We start from the raw sequence: 16,906 nt of genomic DNA on the forward strand, positions 1-16,906 counted from the left end.
GGTTTGGTACTCGTGCAACATCCGCGAAAACAGCTGATTGTCGCCCGTCAGCCCTCGCCGTACCCCCCGCCGCCCGGTGTTTCGATCACAATACTGTCGCCGGCTGCGACCTGAATTTCCGCGCAGGCCGGCAATAAGGTCTCGCCGCCACCCCGGCGCAGCCAGCGGTTTACCCCCAGCGCGCCGGCCTTGCCTCCCTTTAGCCCGAAAGGCGCTAGCCGCCGATGGCTGGAGACGATGACGGCGCGCATGGGTTGGCGAAATTCGATACGCCGGATGACGCCGTCGCCGCCCCGGTAACGCCCGCCACCCCCGCTGCCGGGCCGAATGGAAAACTCCCGCAACAGCACCGGGAAGCGGGCTTCCAGAATTTCCGGATCGGTGATGCGCGAGTTGGTCATATGGGTATGCACGGCATCGGCGCCGTTGAAGCCGTCCCCGGCTCCCGCGCCGCCGCAAATGGTTTCGTAATATTGCAGCCGCGCGTTGCCGAAGCTGAAATTGTTCATGCTGCCTTGGGAAGCGGCCAGCACGCCCAAGGCGCCGTAAAGGGCGTCGACGATGTATTGCGAGGTTTCCACGTTGCCGGCCGCCACGGCGGCCGGATAGGTCGGATTCAGCAGACATCCAGGCGGAATGACGATTTCCAGCGGCTGCAAACACCCGGCATTCAACGGAATATCGTCTTGCAGCAGACTGCGGAATACATACAGCACCGCCGCCCTGCAGACCGCCGCCGGCGCGTTGAAGTTACCCGGCAATTGCGCCGAACTGCCGCTGAAGTCGATACGGGCGGCTTGACGCTGGCGGTCGACTTCTATTGCCACCACGATTTTGGCGCCCTGATCCATTTCGTATTCGAAACGCCCGGCCGTCAACCCGGTCAACAGGGTCCGCACGCAGGCTTCGGCATGCTCTCGCACATGCCGCATATAAGCCATCACCACCGGCAACGAATATGCCGCCACCATGGCCGATAACTCCAGCCGGCCCTTTTGATTGGCGGCGATTTGCGCTTGCAGATCGGCCAGATTCTGCTCCGGATTGCGGGCCGGATTCGGGTTGCTCGCCAGCCATTGCCGCACCGCCCTCTCCTGGAATTGACCTTGTTTCAGAATTTGCAGGCCGCCGCTTATGACGCCTTCATCGTCGATATGCCGGCTGTCGGCGGGCATGGAACCGGGCGAAATACCGCCGATATCGGCATGGTGGCCGCGCGAGGCGACGAAAAACAGCAACGGCCCGCCGTCCTCGGCAAACACCGGGGTCACCACGGTAATATCGGGTAAGTGGGTGCCGCCGGCGTAGGGCGAATTGGTCAAATAGGCGTCGCCGGGCTGAAAGTCTTCACCTTTTTGCTCTATCAGGGCCTTGACGCTTTCGCCCATGGAACCCAAATGCACCGGAATATGCGGCGCATTGGCGATCAGTTGCCCCCCGGCGTCGAACAGCGCGCAGGAAAAATCCAACCGCTCCTTGATATTGACCGAATGGGCGGTGTTTTGCAGTACGAAACCCATTTGTTCGGCCACCGACATAAAGCGCCGGTTAAAAATTTCCAGCAGCACCGGATCCCGTTGCGTGCTCACGATTTGCAAGCCGTTTGAGGTCTCAACGCGGGTCAGCAGCAAATCGCCATTGGCGCGCAAATGCGCTCGCCAACCCGGCTCTATGACGATGGTGGAGGTTTCCTCGACGACAATGGCCGGACCCGAAATGTCGGCGCGCGCAGCTAAATTGCCGCGCCGATAGACCGGCGTATCATGCCAGGCATTGCGGCTGAACATGCGGGTCACGCTTTCGGGCGTTGCGGAATTTTGCCCGGTGAATATGCCGGGCGCGGGCGCGGGCCGCGTTTCCCGGCCTATCGCTTCGACTTGCAGCGCCGCCAACAGCAACGGCCGCCGTTCGTAACAAAACCCGAATTGACGGCGATGCAGCGCTTCGAAACGGCCGCGAATCGACTCCGCGTCGGTAAAATCCAGTGTCAGCGCGCTATCGCTACCTTGATAACGCAATACCAAGCGCCACGGGCAGTCGATCTGTGCATCCTTCAAGCCCTGCGCCATCAGGGCCGCGCGCGCCCGCAACTCCAATTGCGCCAGTTGCCCCGTCAAGCCGCCGGTGTCGATGTCGTCCAAGCACCGTTCGACGGCTTGCTGCTCCAGCACCCGGAAATCCGCCAATCCCATGCCGTAGGCGGACAACACTCCCGCCAGGGGATGCAACAATACGCTGTCCATGCCCAAGCTTTCCGCCAATAGGCAGGCATGCTGACCGCCGGCCGCGCCGTAACAGCACAAGGCATATTCGGCCAGATGGTAGCCTTTTTGCACCGAGATTTTTTTGATCGCCTCGGCCATGTTTTCGATGGCGATGCTCAAGAAACCTTCCGCAACCTGCTCGATATCGCGACTGTCGCCGGTGGCTGCCTTGATCCGCATGGCTAGCTCGCGGAACAGTTGCCGTACCCGTTCCGCGTCGGGCGGCAAATCGGCATTGGCGCCGAAGACGGCCGGAAAATACGGCAATTTACCGAGCAGCAAATTGGCATCGGTCACCGTCAACGGTCCGCCGCGCCGGTAACAGGCCGGCCCCGGATTGGCGCCGGCCGATTCGGGGCCGACCCGATAGCGAAAGCCGTCGAAGTACAGTATCGAGCCACCACCCGCCGCCACGGTATGTATGTCCAGCACGGGCGCGCGAATCCTCGCCCCGGCCAGCTCGGTATCCAGCGTGCGCTCCAGTTCGCCGGCATAATGAGCCACATCGGTGGAAGTACCGCCCATATCGAAGGCGATGATTTTAGACAGCCCGGCTTGCTTGGCCACTTCCACCGCGCCTATCATGCCGCCGGCCGGACCGGACAGGATACTGTCCTTGCCCCGGAACTCGTCGGCCCGCACCAGTCCGCCGTTGGATTGCATGAACAGCAGGCGCGCGGACGGGTCCAAGCCGGCCAATCCATGCCCGATTTCATCGACGTAGCGGCGCAACAGCGGCGACAGGTAGGCGTCCAGCACGGCGGTATCGCCGCGACCGACGATTTTCGGCAACGGACTGACCCGATGAGAGAGGGAGATTTGCCGAAAACCGATTTCCCGGGCTATCTCCGCCAGCTCCAACTCATGTTGCGGATAGCGCCAGGCATGCATCATAACGATGGCGACGGCGCGCATGCCTTGCTCATAAATTGCCAGCAGTTGTTCGCGCGCTTGCGCGCGGTTCAGTGCCCGCAGCACTTCACCCTCGGCGTCGACCCGGGCATCGATTTCCAGTACTTTTTGATACAGCGGCTCCGGACGACGAATATGCAAGGCAAAAATATCCGGCCGGTTCTGGTAGGCTATCCGCAAGCAATCCTTGAATCCCCGGTTGATCAGCAGGGCCACCGCTTCGCCCTTGCGTTCCAGCAAGGCATTGGTGCCGACCGTGGTACCCATTTTCACGCTGTCTATCCGCGCGCTTGCGTCGGCGGCGGATTGCAGGATTTGCCGAATGCCGTACAGCGCCGCATCGCGGTAATGTTCGGGGCTGTCCGACAACAATTTCCGGCTAAGCAGGCCGCCGTCCGGCCCGCGCGCTACGATATCGGTAAAAGTGCCGCCCCTATCGATCCAAAATTGCCAAGCGGACATTGAATAAAACGCCTCGTAAGTAAAACCACGTGATCATGAGATGAGTCGGGCGTTTTCGAGCGCCTTGGGGGCATGTTAACAAACTCGACCGGTTTCGCGTTTAACCGATGTTTTGATTGCCGTCGTCGCCCAACGTCATACGACACCGGTTTTGACCCTGGATAAACATTTTCAACACCTTCCGGTTACGCATTTTTCCGTAGAGTAAACACATATGCCCATTGAGAAATCGGCTGACAAAAGATCCCACCAAATTTGAATCGAAGCTAATTCTACTTTGTTACATTTAAAAACCGCCGTCATGTCCGACTGGAAGCGGGCATCCAGCGCCATGGATGGCAGGCTTCGGTCCATCCATGGCGCCTGGATTCCGGCAATCCCTACCGGAATGACGAATTCCTTTAAGAATCTGACAAAGAACTAATAATCCCCTCTCGGATGAGCACTACGGCAATTGAGCTAGAATTGGCTCGGCGGCGAGCAAGCTTGGACTTGCCGCTGCTTCCGCGCGGGCGGATTTAACAGGCCCGTTCAATCCTGGTCGGGAACTATGCAACGGTGTTCACATGGAAATTCGCTATCGATTACAACACGCCGATTTGGAACAATTCGGCAAGCACCTACAGGCGCGCGGACGCTCCTCATCGACAGGGATGCCGCAACGGATAGGCGTATGGGCGTTGCTGGGATTCGCGGTCGCCGCCATCCTGCAAGACCAGGATCAGGCCGACGAACATTGGTATAAATTCTGGCCCTGGATATTGACGGCCGGCATTTTTCTCGCCAGTTCGATCTGGTTTCTCATCTGGCGCGGCAGCCGGCATGGGACGGCGTGGCTGAAGCGTTTCGAGGGAACATACACCTTGGCGGCCAGCTCGGCCGGAATTTCCCATGCGACACCGGATGGCCGCGTGGGCTTCCACGCCTGGCCGGAAATCATCGCATTCGAAACCACCGATGCTTACCTGTATCTCTACCTACGCCGGGACGTGGCTTTTTCCATCCCGAGATCCGGCTCGGAGGACGCGATCGCCCGCTTCGCCGCCACGGTTAATGAATTGTGGGCCTTGCATCCCGAGAATGCCGGCAAGCCCCTGCCCGCTACTCCCCAAGCGCAAAGCCCGCTGGCGGCAATTTTCGCCAACTTGCGGGCGGCGGCGCGCATTGTGTTTTTTCTGCCTTACGACAGCCGGGCTTTTGTAGTTTCCCTCGGCAGCCTGTTTCAACTGGTGTTGTTGGATCTGCTCGCTATCGGCTTGGTGGACTATATCGATGCGCTACCCGCGGCGGAATTCAATCGTTACGGACTGAGTCGATATTTTGCCACCACTTTACTGACCCTAACCGGCGTCGCCGTTATCAGCCAAATGATCTTGCAGCGGGCCAGCCTGTTGCGGCTGTTGGTGATGGTTTGCTCCGTGCAGTTCATCATCCATGTGCTTTACTTTTCCGCCTGGTTGAGCGTGGAACGGTTTTGGCCGGATGCCGGCGGGATGATGTGGGCCATGTTCCTGGCGGCGGTGGCGTGGCTAATGACTGCGCTGTTCGGAATTCTGCGCCGAATGTACAGGCAACCGGCGCCTTCGGCGTTGTTTCTGCTGAGCATTTACGCGCTTTTTAGCTTTGCACTGTCCGGCCTGCTGCCCTATCAACGCCTGTATTACCAAGCCGAGACGGCCGACGAAGCCGCCGCATCCCAGACCGCCGATAACATGGATGTGGAAGAAGTGTATTATCGCCAGCCCGCCTTGGTCGGCAATGCGCTGGCCGAATTGGCGCCGCGCAGCCCGGCACGGACCGATCTGTATTTTGTCGGCTTTGCCGGGCAGGCCGAGGAACAGGTGTTTACCAACGAGGTCAGTTTCGCCAGGGATTTGCTGGATCGCCGCTTTCAAACCGCCGGCCGCTCGCTGCTGCTATTGAATAATGCCGCCAGCGTGGCCGACACGCCGCTGGCCAATCGCCACAATCTGGAAGCCGTGCTGCAAGGCATGGCCGAGCGCATGGATAGGCAGCGCGATGTGCTGTTTCTGTTTCTCAGCTCGCATGGCGCGCAGGATCAAAGCTTGTCGGTCTCGTTCTGGCCCCTGGGACTGACCGATCTGAAGGCCGAACAAGTCAAGGCCATGCTGGACAAGGCCGGCATCCGCAACCGGATTATCGTGGTCTCGGCCTGTTACTCGGGCGGTTTCCTGGATGTGCTGCGAGACGACGACACGCTGATCCTAACCGCCTCCAGCCGCGACCATGTATCCTACGGTTGCGGCGATTTTACCGAATACACTTATTTCGGCGAATCCTATTTCGTCAAGGCATTGGCCAACGGCGATTCCTTTATCGCCGCCTTCGAGCAGGCCCGCCGCATGATAGAGGAACGCGAGCAAAGCGAGGGTAAGGAAGCCTCCGGGCCGCAAATCCACGTGGGACGGAATATTGTGAAAATATTGCAAAATCTGCAAGCAAGCGCCCGACCGGCCGGCGATAATGGCGGCGGACAAGGCCCGGGGCTGAATTCGTCCGCGGATAATCCGCCGATGCTTTGAGCGACGGCGGCTTGCCGGCCCGGGAAAGCCGCGGGGCATTCGCCGGACCCATTTCGCGGGATTCTTACAACCTTGCAAAAACAGAACGACGATTGCATGAAAAGTCTATCTATCAATGGAAAAAAGCTGCAGGAAGTCAGGATGCTGATGAAGCCTTTTTATCCAGGTTCGATAAGTTATTTGTCATATCCGAAAAATCAAATCCATTTTGAATTTCGGGAAGATGAATTAATTTTACGGATACCGCCCATGCTGGCCTTGGAGCTCTATCGAAGCGGCACCATTCCGCAAGAACAGGACAAGGCTGTCGCCGTCGGCTTGAGCGGAAAAAATCAAGGTTATTATTGTGTCGTCGATGTCAGATTTCCCAATTCGTTTGCCGGGCAATTGATCGAATTTACGCTAAAAAAATTCATGCCGCAAAACAATTCGCGGCCCGGTAGCGTGTAGCTGCGGCCGGGACGAAAAAAAGTCCGACCACTTGGTTTCCAGCATCCGGGAGACGCGATGGAAGTCGTTTATATCACCGGCGCGCTGATGATAGGCCTGATCGTCTTCGCTACCGCTTACAAGTTCTATCAGGTTCACAGAGCCGCCCATTGGCCGCAAACCAGCGGCAAGGTAATCAGTGCCAAGGCGGTGTCGCGGCGGGTGCGAACCGCGCAGACTCGCTTCGGCGCGGAACAGGGCGGCGACGAGCAGCTTCGCAACTTTGCCGACATCCGTTACGAATACCGGGTGAACGGCAAGCGTTACAGCGGCACGCGCGTCGGCATCGGCGAGGATCTCGGCGATCATGACGTGGCCGGCACGCTGGAACGCTACCCGCTAGGGGCCAGCGTCACCGTGTATTACAACCCGGACAAACCGGCCGAAGCCGTGCTGGAGCGGGACGCGCCGGAAGGCGTCTGGAGCGCGATAACCATCTTCCTCGTGGTTTCGATCTTTTTGCTGGTGGGCGGCGGCATGGGCTTCGACGAACTGGTCGCCGGACTGCGGGCCAATCTGAGCGATCCGGCGCGCGCGGTGCCGGTTGCCGCCTGCCTGGGTCTGGCGGCATTTCTGCTGCTGCTGGGCATCGCCCTGCGCCGCCAGGAGCGAGACGCGCGGGGCTGGCCTGCCACCGAGGGGCGCATCGAAAGCGCGGCCGTGGACAGCTTTATGTCGTTGGAACCCAGCTCCCCACACGCCGCCTCCGACGGCGGCATGGCCATGCGCTGGCAGCGCCTGTTCCGCCCGGATGTGGTGTATTGCTATAAGGTCGCCAAGGTCGAGTATCGCGGCAGCCGGATAGCGCTCGGCGGCCGAGTCTATGCGACCTTCGACGCCTTCGCGCGCCGGCGCATCCGTCCTTACCGGCCGGGCGACAAAGTCACCGTTCATTACGACCCGGCCAATCCGGCGCAAGCGCTGCTGGAAACGCGCGCTTACGGCGGCTGGGTGCCTTGGCTACTGGCAATATTATTCGTGCTTGCGGCCGGCATGATGGCCTTGCGCTGAACCGCCCGATCGCTACACTGTGTATCTGAAGAAAACCCGCTGAGTGTTTTGTATCGGGGAGTTTTACTTGGCGTGCCGGCGTGAAACTATCCCTTTTCCCAGCGGGAGAAGGCTAGGATGAAAGGAATAAAACAATGGAAACTATTCAGCGATTGTAAAGTAGGGTGGATAAGCAAAGCGCACCCACCCTAATTGCCGGATGCGCTTCACTTATCCGGCCTACTTTTGTTTTACGCTAATTGGACTGAATAATTACAAACAATGTTTTTTGCCTTTTTGCCAAATCTCAGCATCATCGCGACTGCGCGTCGCTCCCACGAGACTGTCTTTCAGTTGGCGGGGCGATACACCAGTTTCATGATCGTTACTTGCCCTTTACGGTGGTTTAGATGAATGAAGCACACATAAGCAAGGCTTGGAATACCATGCCTACCGCGCTTTCGGCGCTTGCAAACCTGACTGATTGGTCTCGGCATCATGCAGCCCTTGCCCTTTGAAATCGGCGACGATAGGCATAGCCGCATCGCCGCGGACTGGGAGGGCATCGCGGTATTGGTTGTAGCGATAGCGCTGCCAGTCGGCTTGCTTTGGTGGAACGGCTACGAATTCCAGCAGATTTTGGCGCTTCTGGCGGAAGAATCCTATCTCAACCCGTTCAGCCTGATGCTGGGCTTGGCGCTGCTGGCAATACTCTGGCGGCTGACGCGCGCCTTCTTCACCGCTTTCAGCCTGCGGCGCGGCGGCGGCGCCACGCTCGAGGTGAAAACCGGCAGCCGCCTGCGCCAGGGCGGCCGTCTGGTGGGCGCAATACGCCTTGGCCCCATGGCACTGGCGCGTCTGGACGGACACATCCCAAGAGTCGAACTGGTTTGCGAGGATGTCTACGCCATCGAACATACGGGGGAAATGCAGCGCGAGCCCAGGCTGATCGCTATCGAATCCGCCCGGGTTGGCAGTAGCGATCCGGCAAGAATCGACTCGGGGGCTTTCGAGTTCACGCTTGCCCTGCCCAGCGGACTCAAACCGTTGGCGACGTTTATCGAACGCACCGACGGACCGCATCTTGGCGGCGCGACCTTCGTCACGCTTCCGTTCATGAAACCCCGGTTGATCGGCGGCGAAAACCGCAAACCCCGCTCGCGCCGCTGGCGCGTGCGGGTGCTGGGTGGCGGCACGCTGGCATCGTTCGATTTATCTGCATATGTCGAAGGCAACTCCAAACTTCCATGAGCCCTCGTCCCGTACGGTTGGGTCAAATTAAAAACGCCGCGCGGCTCGGCCGCGCCCGTTGTGCTGTAAAACTCCGGAATGCGCACAAAATTATGTCTACAAGTAGGACGCATTTTGGCATCTCGGTGACTCGCTTGACAGGACGCCGTGAATACATCCATGTAGGCTTGACGGCGGCTATCCCCGCCGCCGACGCCTATCAACCGAGCCACCGAGCCTCCTTTTCAATTTGTCAAAGTTATTTCACGCTCGTCCCTAAACCATTCGGAGTAAAGCAAAGATGAAGGGTTGCCTGATGTTGCTGGCGGTGTTTTTTGCGGCGTTTGGCTTGGAAAGTCTGGCCGTCGAAGCGCTGAATCTGCCCCATGCCTGGATTCCGGCGCTGATGCTGGCGACGGGCTTGACCCTGCTGATCGGCAGCTTTCAGGGCGTGCAGGAAGCTTGGCGAACCCGCGCCGCGCCCGAGACCAATCCCTTGCTCTGGCGGGACGGGCAGACGGTGCGGATAGGTGGCGTTCTGCGTGCCATGGGTCCGCTGGCGCGGGCGCCGTTCAGCGGGCGAGAGGTTTTACTGCTCGGCTACAAGGCCACGGCACAACACTGGCGGGAAATGAACAGGCAATCCAGGCCTTCGTTTTGGGGCATGGCTTTGGCGCCGTGCAGTTTGCAGACCGCATCCGGAAACATCGCCTTGACCGGCCTGCCCCGGTTTGCCGACCTCCCCGAAATGCAGTTTTCCGACGAGGAACAGCTAGAGCGAGCGGCGAACCACTTGGCAAACACGGCATGGGCCGCCGCGCCGGACATTCTGTCTTTTGACTTCGATACCGCCCATACCTCCCTCTCCGGCGATACGGGCCAGTCGTCTACGCACCTGATAAATCGTCTGGCCCGACAAGCGCTTGGCATGGACGAGGGACCGGCAAGCGTCGAGCAGTATCGGCAGCGTATGAAGCAGCAAGGATGGCTGTTACGCGAGCGGGTGCTGGCGGCCGATACCGAGGTCACCGTGCTGGCCACCTACCGCGCCAATCCCCCACGGCTGGATGTGGCTTACGGCCCCGCCACGGCCCGGCACGCCATTACGCCCGGCTCGGCGGCGCGGACGGCGGCCAGGGACTTCGGCCAAACGCTGATATTCGTACTGATCCTGGCGCTGCTGACGGCGGCGGGACACTATCTGGTATTCCATTCCGGCGGAGCGCTGTATCGCGAGCTGTTGCTGATGGCGCCCGGCTGAACCTGCCTCGCCCGAAGTTTCGCGAATCCGGGCCGGCAAAGCTGGCTGCTATAAGCGGAGCATCGGCGCCGTCAAGCTTCGGCCGATCAGCACGGCGGTCAACAGAACCAGCGCGGTCAGACTGCCCATCAAAATCGCTCCCAACCATAGCTCCAGGAACAAGTCGAGTCTGGCGTCTTCCGGGTCGGCGGCGTCGTAATAGACGGTTATGGTGTCGCCCACCTTGAAGTCGCCGTATGCCTCGGTACCGTCGCTTTCGATTTGCAACGCGCCGCCCGCCGCCGGCCGGTATTCGACCACCAGCGAGGGCAAACCGTCGCGCTTGACTTCCACCACCCGGCCTTGCGCGCGTTCGGCGACGCAGATGAACCATAGGCTTTTGTAGCACAAAAGAGCCGTGATCAACACAAAGGGCGCCAGCATCAAAATTAAGCCGAACAAGGTGCCCCGATGAGAGGGATGAAACAGGCTTTTGCGCGGTTCGCTACTCGAACCCGTCATGCGGATCCATTCCGCCTCGAAATCATCCTGGCTCACGTCACGTAGCGGCAAGTCGTCCATCTCCCGACTTTCCCGCTCGGCGCGTCCCCGCAAGCGCGCCAGCAAGGCATGAAAGGCGCGCGGCGGCGCCATGGTTTCGCTTAGACTGAGAATTTCGCGCCCCTGTTTATCGGTGACCTTGTAAACATTCAGGGTTTGCGGACGGCTTTCCTTGAGCGAATGCGAGCGGTCGTAACGTTGTTGCGCTTCCCGATTCAGATTGACCAGATCGACGGCGGCGACCGAGGACCACGCCACCCGCTTGATGCCGAAAAAACTGCTGTCCACCAAACCGGTTCTATCCTGCTGTATGACCCGACTGAAGGTGCCGACGGCGGTAAATAGCGCCAGCAGCAAGATACCCAAGCCGCCGGCCAGTATCAGCGTGGCCAGCAGCGGATCGGTCGCCATTTGGGCGATGGCGGCCGGTACCGTGGGCAGCGCAATCAATACAAACAACACGCACCAAAAGGTCACGCCCTTGCGGCTGCCGCCAGATTCGGTGACGGGTTTGGCATCCGTGTCGCTAAACCCTATGCGCTGCGGCGCGGAATGCGTCGCCACCCAGGCGCCATTGAACCAGGTTCTGTCTTCGCCCCAGCCCGAGCGATAAGCCAACCAGCGCCAAGTCGCGCCCAGCAGCAATACGAACAAAAAATGCCCGCAAACCGGCAACCAAAGTCCGCTCAAACTGAGAATGTCCAATTGCGCCGGCTGAGCCGGGTTTTGCAACAATTCGACCTCGTCGAATACCGATAACCAGGCGTAGGGATTGGCCGGCAGCAACAGGCAGGTATTGCCGGGCTGATGGGCGTAACAATCTTCCGGGCTTGTTTTGGCCGGCAAGGCCTCGGCAAACTCGATGGTCACCTCGATTTCGACTGTCGTTTCGTCGGCCAGACTGAAAATTTGCGCCGGTTGACGCGACCATACCGTCAGTTTCTCGACATTGAGCAGCGTTCCCGTGACCGCCAGATAGAGATTCAACAACGCCAGGGCCGCCAGGGCAATCGACAACACTGTTTTGATGCGTTGTATGGGTTTCAGACTGCGACATTCGATCATCATCACAATAGCTCCGCATCAGGCTTCGGTGGTTACCCGCAGCACTTCCTCCAAAGTGGTAATACCTTGCAGGGCCTTGCCAATGCCGTCTTCGTACATGGTCTGCATGCCTTCGCGGATGGCCTGCTGTTGTATCACATAGGCCTCGTCGTGCTTCATGATCTGTTTGCGTATGCTGTCGCTCATGGTCAAAAACTCGATGATCGCCAAGCGGCCCTTGTAGCCTATGCCGTTGCAGAGCGGGCAACCGACCGGTTTATGCAACATAATCCGCCCTTCGGCTTGCCAGCGGCGCAGTTGCATTTCCTCTATCAGCGTATCCGACGCCGGCTGAGCCTGCTTGCAGGCCGGGCAGAGTTTTCTGACCAAGCGCTGAGCCAGGATGCCGTTGATGGTGGAACTGAGCAAGTACTCCTCCAGCCCCATGTCCTGCAGACGGGTAATACCGGCGGCGGCATCGTTGGTATGCAGGGTGGATAACACCAAATGTCCGGTCAGGGCCGATTGCACGGCGATTTTGGCGGTCTCCAGGTCGCGCATTTCCCCTATCATGACCACGTCGGGATCTTGCCGGACGATGGAGCGCAAGGCCGACGCGAAAGTCAGGCCGATTTGCGGTTTGGCCTGAATCTGGTTGATGCCATCCAGCTGATACTCGACCGGGTCTTCCACGGTGATGATCTTGCGTTCCGAGGTGTTCAGGGTCTTCAAGGCCGCATACAGACTGGTGGACTTGCCGCTACCGGTGGGGCCGGTAATCAAGATGATGCCGTGCGGTTGCGCCAAGACTTCCATGAAGTTTTCCGCTTGCCGGCCGACGAAACCCAGCGCGGCAAAATCCAGCACCGCGTTTTCCTTGTCCAGCAAACGAATCACCACGCTTTCGCCGTACAAGGTCGGCACGGTGGAGACCCGCAAATCCAGCTCCTTGCCTATCATTTGCAATTTGATGCGGCCGTCCTGCGGCAGCCGGCGTTCGGCGATATTCAATTTGGCCATGATTTTGATGCGCGACAGCACCGCGGCGGTCGACGCCACCGGCGGCGAATCGATGTCCTGCAACACGCCGTCGATGCGCAGACGGACTTTCAGACTTTGTTCGAATGGCTCGATATGTACGTCGGACGCCCGACTTTCGACGGCTTTTTGCAGAATGAAGTTCACCATGCGGATAATCGGCGCTTCGCTGGCCAGATCCTTTAAATGCTCCAGGTCCTCGTTCCCCTGCTCCTCGACGTTCAGGCCGTCCATCAGCTTGTCCATTTGCGACCTGCCCTCGCCGTACTGGATTTCCAGCGCCGCGTCGATATCGGACAACTGGCCGACATGCAGGCGAATCGGCTTGCCGGTCGCCAATCTCAGGGCATGCGGCAGATAGTCGTCTTCTGGATCCATAACCGCCACGTCGATACCGTCGTCGTCGCTTCGCAAGCCCACCGCGTGATGGTATTTCAAAAATCTCAGCGACACCTGGTCTTGCAGCGGCGATTGCGGCGGGAAGTTTTCCGGCCGCAGGCGCTGCAAGCCTCGGGTTTTGGCGAAGGTTTCCGCCACATCCGCATCCGAACACAAGCCCAATTTGATCAGCATTTGCGGCAACGAATCGTCTTGCGCCGACTTTTGCATGCGGCGAGCCTTGGCTAAATCGCTATCCGAAAGTTTGCCGTTGCGCTTTAAAACACTCAAAAACTCGGCGTATCTTTCGGGGCTGTTGACGGTGTCCATACAGTTATCTCGCTAATGAATTCTGAACCTGGCCGACGCCATGCGCGCGACCAAAAGAGGCAAGTCGATACCGGGCACCGATTATAGCCTTAGCGGAACGGCTGGACTTAAAATCCGTTCACGGCGGTCGGCCCCACTTGGAAAACGGGACAATTCGTCAAAACATGCGTGCCTGGCCGTGCCCCGGGAAGGCTGACGGCCAAGCTCTTTTTTACCGCAAACATCGGAGCGGACTTGCAATTTATCGCTTGCCGGTTAATATGCCTTGACCGTCAATCAATCCGTTAGGGATCTCCATGTTCATTAAACGCCTCTGTATCGTCAGCCTGTTTCTATTGCTGCATTTTCCCCCTCCCAGCCTTGCCCAGGACGCCAGCGGCCAAATTACCGTCGAGGAGTTTCTGGCCTCGCTGAACTTCCAGGAGGGCAAGATAGAGCTACCCGGGGGAATTGCCGCGTTGAATCTACCGGAAACGTTCCGTTATCTGGCGCCGGACGATACGGAACGCATGCTGAGCCAAGGCTGGGGCAACCCAGGCGGCTACCAGACCCTGGGCATGATACTGCCGGCGGCCGTCAATCCCTTGGGCATGGACGGTTGGGGGGTGATCATCACTTACGAGGAGGACGGTCACGTCAACGACGATGACGCGGAAACCATAGACTACGACGCCTTGTTGTCCGATATGCGGGAAGCCATGAACGAGGCCAACCGGGAGCGTCAAGATCAGGGTTACGATGCCTTGACCCTGGTCGGCTGGGCGGAAAAACCCACCTACGATAAGGTAAGTCACAAACTCTATTGGGCCAAGGAGCTTGCCTCCGACCGCGCCAGTCAAAACACACTCAATTACAACATCCGCCTGCTGGGCCGCAAGGGCGTCCTAGTACTGAACGCGGTAGCCGGCATGGAACAAATCGATACCATAAAGGCGGAAATGCAAAATGTGGTGGCATTCAGTAACTTCACGCCCGGTAACGGCTATACCGATTTCAACGCCGCCACGGATCAAACCGCCGCATACGGTATCGCCGCGCTGGTAGCCGGCGGCGCGGCGGCCAAAATGGGCCTGTTCGCCAAGTTGTTTGCCTTGCTGATTGCCTTTAAAAAATTGATTGTGCTGGGCGTGATCGGTATCGGCGTCTTGCTGAAAAAACTCTTCGGTCGTAAACAAGAGACACAACCATAAGCGGCCATTTAACTAAGCCCGGCAATCCACACCGATGCCGGGTTGCTCCCGCTTGCGGGGCTGGGGCGGAGCGGGACCATGCGATCCAAGTGGGCAAATGGCTTGTGGCGAACCCACTTCAAGGATATAGTGCTTGCGCATAAACCTGGAAACCAGTCTGGATTTTGAGCTAATTCAAATTAAGGGAGTCATCATGATCGAGCAGTCATTTCGCCGAAAATATTTTAGGTTGGCCGCCGGCGTATTATCGTTGGCCGCCATGCTCTCGCCGTCCTGTTATGCCTCGGTGACACAGGAATCCCACGACGTGGGCGTTTGGCTAATAGACGATTTCGGGCAAAGTTTTATCGCCCGGGATGCCGCCATCCAGTCCATAGGCATAGTCATTTCCGACTGGAATCCGACCGAAGACAGTCCGTTTATCGTCGAAATCAGCCTGTTTGCCGGCGCGGACTTTACCGCCGCCCCCATCAGCAGCAAAAGCGTCCAGCTTGAAGATGGCTTTGGCGGAGTAAACGGCAACGGTGCCTGGTTCGATTTCGATTTTAGCGATGTCGTCTTGAATATCGGTGGCGCCTACGCCTTTAACCTGCATTCGCCCCATCAGCGTGGCGGAGTTTTTTATGCCGATACCGATCCCTATCCCGACGGCGTGATGTATCAGGACGGCGAGGTGTTTTCGGACACCAGCGACTTGGCGTTTCGCGTCATGGCAAAACCGGTTCCGTTACCGCTCTCCGCATGGTTTATGGCTTCCGGCCTGCTGGGCTTGAGCGCCTTTTCCCGCAAATCAAGCAACAGGCAAGCATCAATGGATTACGCAGCCTGCTAAGCAAAGCAGCAGCCGTCGTTGAGCGGATGGTAACGACGAGCTTTGCTTTCGAAGACAAATAACTCTGATACCACCCGATTGACTTGCCGCACCATTTCATTGGTTATAATTGGATATCAATTTAATCGGATTATCGCGTTCCAGCGGCAGATGGGTAAAACCTCGGCCGACAGGAAGCGGCGCGGGTGCTTGTAATACGTCGACTCACGCCTTCACTCTGGAAAAAATCTTATTACGATTCAATTAGTTGCACATCAATCCAACCACCGGGCAGAGCGGAGTATGTTAGAAAAATATCGAGACTATAAATTAAAAGACTTTAAAAAATTACTGGTCAGAAAGCTAAAGCTACCTTTGTATTTGGGCAGTCAGCATGATTGCCCGACTTGCGGGGCGCATTTAAAAAAATTCAAGCCCATGTGGAAATCCTTTCCAAGAAAACTGAAGGAGCATGGATTCGTTTATCCGCTTGAACAATTTGAAACATTGAATTGGGACGCTTTTTTGTGTCCATCCTGTGACTGCTCGGATCGTGAACGGTTGTATGCCTTATACATCAGGGATTGGCTCGCCAAGCCCGCAAAAAACCGCGTTATTATCGACTTTGCCCCATCGCTTGCAATTTCAAGCTGGTTAAGAACTGAAAAATCAATCAGTTATAAATCAGCCGATCTCTATAGGCCGAATGTCGATGACAAAGTCGACATCACGGATATGCCGAAGTATGAGGACAACTCGGTTGATGCCTTTATCTGTTCGCACGTTCTTGAACATATCACAAACGACCGTGCCGCCATGAAAGAGCTATACAGAATACTGAAACCCGACGGATTTGGCATAGTGATGGTTCCGCTGATTGTCGGCGTTGATGAAACCAATGAGGATAGTAGCGTTGATTCCGATGCACTGCGGTGGAAATATTTTGCTCAATGCGACCATGTCAGGCTTTACGGAAAGGCCGACTTCATAAACCGTTTGCGGGACGTCGGATTTAATGTCGAAATCCTGGACAAAAATTATTTTGGCGTCGATAAGTTTCACCGCTACGGAATTGGTGACAATGCCGTTCTGTATGTTGTCCGGAAAAGCGCGGCGCTTTAAAGCCGTCTCTGGTAAGCCGCTCACGCGCCGGGTTGTGATGACCCGAGCAACCCCATTCCAACTCACCGGCAACCACGGCAGCGGGTTTGATCTCTTGATATTCGGCTATTGCCGAAGAGTCGGCAAGTTAACTGTTCGTCGTGATTTTGGCTGGATCGATGGCTGAATATGCCGCGCATGGATCCGTATTGACTGCATTCCGGCCTTTTAGCCGACTTATCGTCGGCGACCCCGGCTCGCCCGTGGCCACCCGCCCTCGGCAATCTCTTTGACTTTAGCCGGCAATGCGTCTATGTTCATCC

The 16,906-nt window shown here is 57.8% G+C and carries 11 protein-coding genes; 8 read left to right on the top strand and 3 right to left on the bottom strand.

What is annotated here, in order from left to right; genetic code table 11:
- Positions 1–47 precede the first annotated feature (47 nt).
- The gene (locus NP590_RS02495; RefSeq protein ID WP_256600604.1) at positions 48–3,638 is read right to left on the bottom strand and encodes a hydantoinase B/oxoprolinase family protein; all 3,591 of its coding nucleotides are present in this window, start codon (positions 3,636–3,638) and stop codon (positions 48–50) included.
- Positions 3,639–4,204: 566 nt separating this feature from the next.
- Between NP590_RS02495 and NP590_RS02500 the strand changes: the two genes are divergently transcribed.
- The 5 genes from NP590_RS02500 to NP590_RS02520 all read left to right on the top strand — a co-directional run bounded on the left by NP590_RS02500 (position 4,205) and on the right by NP590_RS02520 (position 10,151).
- The gene (locus NP590_RS02500) at positions 4,205–6,181 is read left to right on the top strand and encodes a C13 family peptidase (RefSeq protein WP_256600605.1); all 1,977 of its coding nucleotides are present in this window, start codon (positions 4,205–4,207) and stop codon (positions 6,179–6,181) included.
- A 96-nt stretch (positions 6,182–6,277) separates the two neighbouring features.
- The gene (locus tag NP590_RS02505) at positions 6,278–6,631 is read left to right on the top strand and encodes a hypothetical protein (RefSeq protein WP_256600606.1); all 354 of its coding nucleotides are present in this window, start codon (positions 6,278–6,280) and stop codon (positions 6,629–6,631) included.
- Between the two features lie 57 nt (positions 6,632–6,688).
- Positions 6,689–7,681, top strand: a complete 993-nt coding sequence (locus NP590_RS02510) for a DUF3592 domain-containing protein (RefSeq protein ID WP_256600607.1) — start codon at positions 6,689–6,691, stop codon at positions 7,679–7,681.
- 477 nt (positions 7,682–8,158) lie between these two features.
- Entirely contained in the window at positions 8,159–8,911 is a 753-nt protein-coding gene (locus NP590_RS02515; RefSeq protein WP_256600608.1) for a hypothetical protein, read from the top strand.
- A gap of 280 nt (positions 8,912–9,191) precedes the next feature.
- A complete protein-coding gene (locus tag NP590_RS02520) occupies positions 9,192–10,151 on the top strand; it encodes a hypothetical protein (protein WP_256600609.1) in 960 nt (319 codons plus the stop codon).
- Positions 10,152–10,199: 48 nt separating this feature from the next.
- On the opposite strand, the gene NP590_RS02525 is transcribed toward NP590_RS02520, so the two are convergent.
- Both NP590_RS02525 and gspE read right to left on the bottom strand, forming a co-directional pair.
- Positions 10,200–11,759, bottom strand: a complete 1,560-nt coding sequence (locus NP590_RS02525; protein ID WP_256600610.1) for a DUF3592 domain-containing protein — start codon at positions 11,757–11,759, stop codon at positions 10,200–10,202.
- Positions 11,760–11,774: 15 nt separating this feature from the next.
- Positions 11,775–13,481, bottom strand: coding sequence for a type II secretion system ATPase GspE (gene gspE, locus NP590_RS02530; protein WP_256600612.1), 1,707 nt, complete (start codon positions 13,479–13,481; stop codon positions 11,775–11,777).
- A gap of 296 nt (positions 13,482–13,777) precedes the next feature.
- Between gspE and NP590_RS02535 the strand changes: the two genes are divergently transcribed.
- The 3 genes from NP590_RS02535 (at position 13,778) to NP590_RS02545 (ending at position 16,604) form a co-directional block, all read left to right on the top strand.
- On the top strand, positions 13,778–14,671 hold the full coding sequence (locus NP590_RS02535) for a DUF2167 domain-containing protein (RefSeq protein WP_256600613.1): 894 nt from the start codon (positions 13,778–13,780) through the stop codon (positions 14,669–14,671).
- 193 nt (positions 14,672–14,864) lie between these two features.
- On the top strand, positions 14,865–15,503 hold the full coding sequence (locus NP590_RS02540) for a hypothetical protein (RefSeq protein WP_256600614.1): 639 nt from the start codon (positions 14,865–14,867) through the stop codon (positions 15,501–15,503).
- Positions 15,504–15,785: 282 nt separating this feature from the next.
- Positions 15,786–16,604, top strand: coding sequence for a class I SAM-dependent methyltransferase (locus NP590_RS02545; RefSeq protein WP_256600615.1), 819 nt, complete (start codon positions 15,786–15,788; stop codon positions 16,602–16,604).
- The last annotated feature ends 302 nt before the right edge of the window (positions 16,605–16,906 follow it).

It is taken from the genome of Methylomonas subterranea (genome assembly GCF_024505185.1).
Lineage (GTDB): Bacteria > Pseudomonadota > Gammaproteobacteria > Methylococcales > Methylomonadaceae > Methylomonas > Methylomonas subterranea.

Bases quoted from the DNA above. Each gene is read 5' to 3' on its own strand.
- NP590_RS02495 (WP_256600604.1), bottom strand. From the start codon at position 3,638: ATGTCCGCTTGGCAATTTTGGATCGATAGGGGCGGCACTTTTACCGAT.
- NP590_RS02515 (WP_256600608.1), top strand. From the start codon at position 8,159: ATGCAGCCCTTGCCCTTTGAAATCGGCGACGATAGGCATAGCCGCATC.
- NP590_RS02545 (WP_256600615.1), top strand. From the start codon at position 15,786: ATGTTAGAAAAATATCGAGACTATAAATTAAAAGACTTTAAAAAATTA.
- NP590_RS02510 (WP_256600607.1), top strand. From the start codon at position 6,689: ATGGAAGTCGTTTATATCACCGGCGCGCTGATGATAGGCCTGATCGTC.
- NP590_RS02540 (WP_256600614.1), top strand. From the start codon at position 14,865: ATGATCGAGCAGTCATTTCGCCGAAAATATTTTAGGTTGGCCGCCGGC.
- NP590_RS02535 (WP_256600613.1), top strand. From the start codon at position 13,778: ATGTTCATTAAACGCCTCTGTATCGTCAGCCTGTTTCTATTGCTGCAT.
- NP590_RS02505 (WP_256600606.1), top strand. From the start codon at position 6,278: ATGAAAAGTCTATCTATCAATGGAAAAAAGCTGCAGGAAGTCAGGATG.
- NP590_RS02520 (WP_256600609.1), top strand. From the start codon at position 9,192: ATGAAGGGTTGCCTGATGTTGCTGGCGGTGTTTTTTGCGGCGTTTGGC.
- gspE (WP_256600612.1), bottom strand. From the start codon at position 13,481: ATGGACACCGTCAACAGCCCCGAAAGATACGCCGAGTTTTTGAGTGTT.
- NP590_RS02525 (WP_256600610.1), bottom strand. From the start codon at position 11,759: ATGATGATCGAATGTCGCAGTCTGAAACCCATACAACGCATCAAAACA.
- NP590_RS02500 (WP_256600605.1), top strand. From the start codon at position 4,205: ATGGAAATTCGCTATCGATTACAACACGCCGATTTGGAACAATTCGGC.